Here is a 6,030-nt window from a genome sequence, read left to right as displayed (position 1 = left end):
CCATCAGCTAACGATAAGTACTGCAACTCTCGTTCGGGACTTGCACCCTATAGATATAGAACATGCCTGACACACACAAAAAAGCCCCGGATAAGATACCCGGAGCCTTGTAAACCTTTGTGAATTTCTACTTGATATTTTTCACATTCTGCGCACTTTTCTGCGCTTTAAGTGCCAGTTCTGTAGCCAGGAAACAATGCTCCTGCGACATTGCCGTTTCTGTTCGGTTTATCACGTCATCCACCAACTGCCGACCATAGGGCAACTCTGTTTTGCTACAGTCTATATATTGTGTTTCTTTTCCGTTTACCAGAAACAAATGGTTTCCTCCATCACGACCAGCAATATCCACATTTTTACGTAGTTCGATGAATCCTTCCGTACCCAGAATGGTCAGTCGGCCATCACCCCAGCTCTTCAGCCCGTCCGGCGTAAACCAATCCACCCTGATATATCCGGTACCGCCATCCCCTCTTAGCATCGTATCACCGAAATCTTCAAAGTTGGGGTACTGCGGGTGATTGACATTTCCTACCTGTGAAGCCACAATCTCAGCCTTTGTTGAACCGGTAAAAAACAGAAACTGGTCAAACTGGTGCGATGCGATATCGCAAATAATACCCCCAAATCGCTTTTTATCAAAGAACCATTCGGGACGGGAATTAGCCGAAATACGGTGTGGTCCCAAACCGATTGTTTGGATTACCTTCCCGATTGCTCCTGATTTCACAAGCTCACCCGCCTTCACAGTTGATTTATTCTCTAATCTTTCGCTATACATAATGCTGTATATACGCTTGGTCTCTTTCTGTACCTTTCTCACCTGAGCCAGTTGCTCCAGAGAAGTAATGCCCGGTTTGTCGGACATATAATCCTTTCCGCTTTTCATCACGCGGATTCCCAGTGGTGCGCGTTCGTCAGGAATAATTGAGCTCAATACAAGCTGTACCGATTTATCATCCAGTATCTCCTTTTCACTTGCAGCCTGTTTGGCTTGCGGATAACGTTTGGCAAAGGCACTTGCCAGATCCTGTTCTTTGGCATAAAACGAAACCAGCTCTCCCCCACCTCTTACTACTGCCTCAACCTGGCCATATATGTGATTATGATTAATGCCTATTACAGAAAATTTGATACGACCAGGCTCTACAGGAGTCATAGCAGGCTCATCTTTTATGATCGTATAATCTGATGCCTTAACTTCATTGTTTATCAGTGGAAGCATCAGTAAACCTGCTGCCGTGCTCACCGAGTTCCTGATAAAATCCCGGCGGTTGTCTTGTATTTCTCGCATTTGATTTTGGGTTAGCCTTTGTAATAAGAGGACTGGCGAATACCAGATTATCAAAGATATTGAAATGACTTAAAATAATGTATCTATCCCTGACAAACTATTAATATAACATTGCAATCGATTACATTTCTATAATTCTGAAAGATAGAGAGCTGGTTGCAAATAGAACATTTTCCACTTATTTTAGACTTTGTCCCCTATTTTGTCATTTCCATTAATCAAAGATGTCCCTGCGACACTTATTTTTCATATTTTGATGCTATTTTTGCGGCCTTACAGCAGATTTTGGGTCGATAAAATTAAGTTGCAATCGTTTGCATTTAATTCTTCACCTTCTCAGTCCTTTAATACTATTTAATCTATGTTAAAAATTACATTAAGCCTGTTTTCTGTCTTGTTGTTTTTGTTTTGGTTTAATCCTCTACAAATTGACACGACCGTTAACGGAGACAAGTACGTTATGAGTAGCAAGGCTGATTCCTTGCCGAATGCAGCCAGTTACCCTGCTGAGTTGAAACTTACCCACTTTGCCGGATCTGCCCTTACCCCCAGCCCTTCTTGTCTGGCAGTCGCTGCTACAGGGGAGGTTTATGTTGGTATCGACATGATCGGATCTCTCGGAAAGGAAATTGGAAAAGGAAAGATTGTCAGACTTGTTGACACTGACAATGATGGTAAAGTGGATAAAAACACTGTTTTTGCTATCGTTGATAACCCAAGAGGAATTATCGCCAACAGAGATCAGGTTTTTGTTTTGCACACTACGTTTTCAAAGGAAACAGGTATTGCCACCGGAATGGACCTCGTAGTTTTTGAAGATAAGGACGGAGACGGCATCGCTGACGGACCTTCAAAACCGTTGATTCAAAACATCAGCTCGCCGAAGTTTATTCAAACACGCGGAACGGATCATGCTACCAATGGTATCCGTATGGGTATTGATGGCTGGATTTACATTGCAGTGGGTGACTTCGGATTCCATGGAGCTGTAGACCGCTCGGGAACAAAACTTACTATGCTTGGTGGTGGTATCGTACGTGTAAGACCGGATGGTACTGAAATGGAGATTTATACACACGGTATGCGTAACATTTATGATGTTGCCATCGACCCTTACATGAACATTTTCACAAGAGGAAATACGAATGATGGTGGCGGTTGGAATATTCGTTTCAGCAACCAGATTCAGTCCGGAGAATATGGTTATCCTGTGTTGTTCCAACACTTTACAGAGGAGATTATTCCTGCTTTGGTAGACCTTGGTGGTGGTTCAGGAACGGGCGCCTTATTTATGGACGATGATACCTGGCCTGCCAAGTACAACAACGTACCAATGATGGCAGACTGGGGAAGAAACCAGCTGTACATCCACCGTGTAAAAGCAGACGGACCAAGCTTCACCCAACAGGAAGAAGATTTTATCAAACTTTCTCAGATCACTGATATTGATGTAGATGCTTCCGGACGTGCATACCTATCAGCATGGGACGGTGCAGGTTACTCGGGTAGCGATGCAAAAGGTTTTGTAGTTCGCGCAGTTCCTCAACAGTGGACTTACAAAGCATTTGCTGATGTGAAAAAGGCGTCTGTTAAACAGCTGATTACTGTCCTGAAATCGGGAAGTGGTGTTGCTCGTCTTGCAGCGCAGCAGGAATTATTGAACCGCCCGGCTAAATCTACAACAGCTGCAGTATGGAAACTCGCTGCAGATAAAAAGTTACCGTTGTATACACGTTCGGCGGGTATTTTTACCTACGCACAATTGGCTGGAGAATCCGGTATCGCTAACCTGATCAAATTATCAGAAGACGAAGCAGTTCGTGAATTGACTCTTCGTGCGATTACTGACAGAAAAGCATTTACCAAAAATGTTCCTACAGAACTATATCTGAAAGCACTTAACGATCCGTCTCCAAGAGTACGTCTGATAGCTGAGATCGGATTAGGAAGATTAGGTCGTGTGGAAGCTGCTCAGGCTTTGTTACAAACAAAAGTGCCTGCTTCTTTTGTAGCTCCTGCTAAAGGTGTGGAAGGCCCTCATGCAACTCCTAACCAGGCGATCATCCTGCCTCACATTGCTGTTCGTTCGCTTGTCAGCCTTAATGCAGTAGATGCTTGTGTTGCTGCCATTGGCACAGAAAACTCCACCATCGCGCTTTGGGCATTGCGTTATATGCACGACGACAAAGCGGTGAAAGGGCTAATCGCTGCTTACGATAAGGCTACGGATGCCAAACTAAAATCTGAGATTCTAAACACGTTGTCTCGTTTGTATAAAAAAGAAGCAGACTATGACGGATCATGGTGGTGGAGCACACGTCCTGATACACATGGTCCGTACTACAAAGCGATTACATGGGAATCTTCTGCGGCGATTAAAGATATTTTGACACGTGAATTCAACAAAGCAGATGCAGCCGGCAAACAATTCTTTGCTGACCTGAATGCGAAACACCGCATGGATATTACCGAATTCGGTGGAGACGAAGTGCTGGCGGTGAAAGAAGAAGTAAAAGTGGATTTGGAAAAAATCCGTAACAAAAAAGGTCAGGTTGGTGAATCTTCAATTGAAGATGTAATGCTTGCTATGGCTAAAATTCCTGGGAATGCTGCTCTGGGTAAAGAGCTGTTCACACAACAGGGATGTATTGCATGCCACAGCATCAGCAAAGGTGAAGCGATGAAAGGGCCCTTCATGGGACAGATCGGATCTATTATGAACCGTGAGCAGATCGCAGAATCGATCCTGAAACCAAATGCTTCTATCTCACAAGGTTTTGCTTCTGTATTGATCAATGCCAAAGGAGACAAAAGCTATATGGGATTTGTAACCAGCGAATCAGCGGACCGCCTTGTACTGAGAGATATAACAGGTCAGGTTTATACGATCAAAACGAAAGACATTATATCACGTCAGGAGCTGGAAGATTCAATGATGCCTTCAGGGTTGGCTAACTCTTTGTCATACGAAGAGCTTGCTTCATTGATCACATTCCTGTACGAACAGAAGAAATAATTATTAGCGTAATGAGTAAAGGCGGCACAATCAGAGTATTGTGTCGCCTTTTTTTGCTTTTACTACCTAAAAGAATTTAACTTCGGCATTCAACAACTGCCAAAATAAGTAATGAAGAAAGATATAAATCTGCTAATGCGTCATTGGGTTTTTGTAGATGGCCAGAAGTTTTTCGGCCCCGGACGCATGGAACTACTCGAAGGGATTGAAGAAACAGGCTCAATTGTAAAGGCTGCCAAAGCGATGGGAATGTCCTATAAAAAAGCATGGGCCATGGTAGATGCCCTGAATACACTGGGAAGCCAGCCGTATGTCATCACGCAAAAAGGAGGACAACAAGGTGGCGGTGCACAGTTGACCGACCAGGCTAAGCAAGTGATCATAGCATACAAACAGCTTACGGGAAAACTCACCGAAGTGCTCGAAGCTGAAAAGGAGCTTATCAAATTAATCTGAAAATCCTTCAAAACATCATATCTGACCTTATACAACATACTGATGAAACGTATACTTTTAGCCATTCTTCTGCTCGGAAATTCAGTTCACTTTTTTGCATGTGCAAAAGCCCATGAAAGTGAGAAGGCAAATGAAACCACTACGGAGTCGAAGCAGGATGCTGACGCTTATAAAATTGTGTACAAAGGAGACAAAGGCCCTGGTGTAGGTAAACACATTGTGTTCCTGGCCTCCGATCATGAATACCGGAGTGAAGAGTCTCTTCCGGCACTTGCAAGAATCCTGGCTAAACATCATGGATTTACCTGTACCGTTATCTTCGGACTTGATCAATCCGGCAATATTTTACCTGGCAGTTCAGATGTCAAAGGCCTGCAAGCGTTGGACAACGCCGATCTGTTTGTCATTTTCGCAAGGTTTTTGAATCTACCCGATAACGAAATGGCTCATGTTGATGCTTATTTAAAAAGTGGGAAACCTGTAGTTGGATTGCGTACGTCTACACACGCTTTCAGCAACAAATCTAATCCTACCTACGGACATTACAGCTGGGATTATAAGGGAAATGACAAAGCATGGACGGACGGTTTCGGGGAAAAGGTTTTAGGTGAAACCTGGGTATCACATTACGGAACCAACCATAAGCAATCTTCTAAACTTTTAATTGAGGAAAATCAGTTTGAGCATCCCATAATGCGTGGGGTAAAAGAAATGGCTGTTCAGTCCGGAGCCTATACAACCTACCCTAAAGGTGTGGTTCTGGCACGTGGTCAGGTTCTGAATGGCATGACACCGGATTCTGAGCCGGATAAAACAAAGGAGCTTTTGCCTGTAGCATGGATCCGCGATTATTCAATTCAGGATGGAAAGACAGGACGGGCATTTGCCACCACGCATGGAGCTTCTGAGGATTTACTAAACACTGATTTCAGAAGAATGCTGATCAACAGTACGTTTTGGGCTCTGGGAATGGAAAAGGAAATTAAAGGCGACAATAACATTGAATTCGTTGGCCCATATAAGCCGACGACATTTAATTTTGACGGCTATAAAACAAACGTGAAGCCAGCGGATCTTGCAGACTGGGATTCGCTGATTATGCCGGGAGAAGTTTTCAAAAAGAAATAGTGATTTAACATATTGTTTTAATTTATAAAGGTGCTGCATTGTATTGGCAAATGCAGCACCTTTTTGTTGCTTATATCTACCAATACAACTCTCGTGTTTAAAACAGTTAGTACACTAATATTCCTACTACATCTTG

At 43.4% G+C, this 6,030-nt stretch carries 4 protein-coding genes; 3 read left to right on the top strand and 1 reads right to left on the bottom strand.

Annotation, left to right across the window (positions count from 1 at the left end):
- Window positions 1–127: 127 nt before the first annotated feature.
- On the bottom strand, window positions 128–1,294 hold the full coding sequence (locus DSL64_RS27660) for a Gfo/Idh/MocA family protein (RefSeq protein ID WP_115834210.1): 1,167 nt from the start codon (window positions 1,292–1,294) through the stop codon (window positions 128–130).
- Window positions 1,295–1,655: 361 nt separating this feature from the next.
- Between DSL64_RS27660 and DSL64_RS27655 the strand changes: the two genes are divergently transcribed.
- From DSL64_RS27655 to DSL64_RS27645, 3 genes are all read left to right on the top strand, one after another.
- Complete coding sequence (locus DSL64_RS27655; RefSeq protein WP_115834209.1) at window positions 1,656–4,310, top strand: DUF7133 domain-containing protein; 2,655 nt, start codon at window positions 1,656–1,658, stop codon at window positions 4,308–4,310.
- A 111-nt stretch (window positions 4,311–4,421) separates the two neighbouring features.
- Window positions 4,422–4,766 carry a winged helix-turn-helix domain-containing protein gene (locus DSL64_RS27650; RefSeq protein ID WP_115834208.1) on the top strand — a complete coding sequence of 115 codons (345 nt, stop codon included), beginning with the start codon at window positions 4,422–4,424 and terminating at the stop codon, window positions 4,764–4,766.
- Between the two features lie 42 nt (window positions 4,767–4,808).
- Entirely contained in the window at window positions 4,809–5,894 is a 1,086-nt protein-coding gene (locus DSL64_RS27645) for a ThuA domain-containing protein (RefSeq protein ID WP_115834207.1), read from the top strand.
- Window positions 5,895–6,030 lie beyond the last annotated feature (136 nt).

The sequence above is a fragment of the Dyadobacter luteus genome, assembly GCF_003383615.1.
Lineage (GTDB): Bacteria > Bacteroidota > Bacteroidia > Cytophagales > Spirosomataceae > Dyadobacter > Dyadobacter luteus.
This window is presented reverse-complemented; position numbering and strand designations above follow the sequence as displayed.